At 62.9% G+C, this 1,957-nt stretch carries 1 protein-coding gene; it reads left to right on the plus strand.

Annotated elements, in window-relative coordinates:
* The coding region (locus B2994_RS00125; protein WP_291526392.1) for an acyl-CoA dehydratase activase-related protein at window positions 1–1,957 on the plus strand (1,957 nt) is incomplete at both ends.

Raw genomic sequence — 1,957 nt, forward strand, 5'->3', positions numbered from 1 at the left:
TCCAACGGGGAATCGAAATCCCTGTCGGAAAACGAGGAGCAGGGGCACTTCGATCTGTCCACCCTCGACAACGTGCTTGCCGCGCTTGACTCGCTGAAGAACCGTCCGAACACCGCGCGCACCATCCGCCCACTGTTCCTGAACGACGAGGAACGCCGCGAATTCGACGAACGGCATGCCAAGCAGAAGATCAACGTCGGCAATTTGGACGGCGCCCACGGCCCGCACTTCCTGGGCATCGACGCGGGCTCCACCACCATCAAGGCCACGCTGATCAACGACGACAAGACGATTGTCTGGTCTTCGTATGCCACGCATAAGGAGAATCCGCTGCTTGCCGCCGCGGACATCGTCCGCGCGATCACCGCCGCGCTGCCGCCCGAGGCGTGGATCGCGCGCGCCTGCGCCACCGGTTACGGCGAGGGATTGATCACCGCCGGCCTGCATATCGACGAGGGCGTGGTCGAGACCATGGCGCATTACCGCGCGGCCGAGGAAATCAGTCCCGGCGTCACCGCCGTCATCGACATCGGTGGCCAGGACATGAAATACATGGACGTCAATGACGGCGTGATCGATTCGATCTGCGTCAACGAGGCGTGTTCGTCGGGTTGCGGTTCGTTCCTGCAGACCTTCGCGCAGTCGCTGGGCCTGACCATCCAGGAGTTCACGCAGCGGGCGCTGGCGTCCAAGGCCCCGGCCGACCTCGGCTCGCGCTGCACGGTGTTCATGAACTCCTCGGTGAAGCAGGCTCAAAAGGAGGGCGCGTCCCCCGAAGACATCGCCGCCGGCCTATGCTACTCCGTGGTGCGCAACGCCCTGTACAAGGTGATCAAGCTGCGCGACGCCAATGCGCTGGGCCCGGTGGTTGTGGTGCAGGGAGGCACCTTCCTCAACGACGCCGTGCTGCGCGCCTTTGAGCTGTTGACGGGCCGCGAGGTGACCCGTCCGAATATCGCCGGCCTGATGGGCGCCTACGGTGCCGCGCTGACCGCCCGTATGCACTGCGAGCACGCGGATGGGGACACCGCCGCCGTCGAAGCTGCGAACGAGCATCCGGTGTCGTCGATGCTCACCGGCGAGGCACTGGATCATCTGGACATGACCACCACGCATGATGTGTGCAAGCTGTGCCAGAACCACTGCAAGCTCACCATCACCGAATTCGAGGACGGCACCCGGTATGTGACTGGCAACCGTTGCGAGCGCGGCGGCGACAAAACCAAGCGGCGTTCCGATCGTCCGAATCTCTACGACTTCAAATACAAGCGGGCCTTCGCCTATCGTCGTCTGACGCCCGCCAAGGCCACTCGCGGCGACATCGGCATTCCCCGCGTGCTCAACATGTACGAGGACTATCCGTTCTGGTTCACCCTGCTGACCAATCTGGGATTCCGCGTGATCATCTCTGGTCGCAGCGACCACAAGATGTTCGAGGAGGGCATGGATTCCATCGCCTCCGAAAACATCTGCTACCCGGCGAAGCTGGTGCACGGCCATATTCGCGATCTGGTGGCCAAGGGCGTCAAACGCATCTTCTATCCATGTGTCAGCTACGAGCAGCAGCTGGTGCCGGACACTCAGAATCGCTACAACTGCCCGATCGTCGCCAATTACCCGGTGGTGATCGAGGCGAATATGCCCGAGCTGGCCGACGAGGGCGTGGATTTCATGCGCCCGTATTTCAATCTGGCCAATCGCGACAAGATGGTCGACCGCATCGCCGAGGTGTTCGCCGCCGACGGCGTGACCCGTCAGGAGGCGGAGCTGGCCGTGACCGCCGCCTATCGTGAGGACGCCGTATTCAAAAACGACGTGAAGCAGGAGGGGCTGCGCGCGCTGGCATACATGCAGGAGCATCATGTGCGCGGCGTGGTGTTGGCGGGTCGCCCGTATCACATCGACCCCGAAGTCAACCATGGCATTCCGGAGACGATCTGCTCGCTGGGCATGGTGG

The organism is Bifidobacterium sp. UBA744, assembly GCA_002298605.1.
Taxonomy (GTDB): domain Bacteria; phylum Actinomycetota; class Actinomycetes; order Actinomycetales; family Bifidobacteriaceae; genus Bifidobacterium.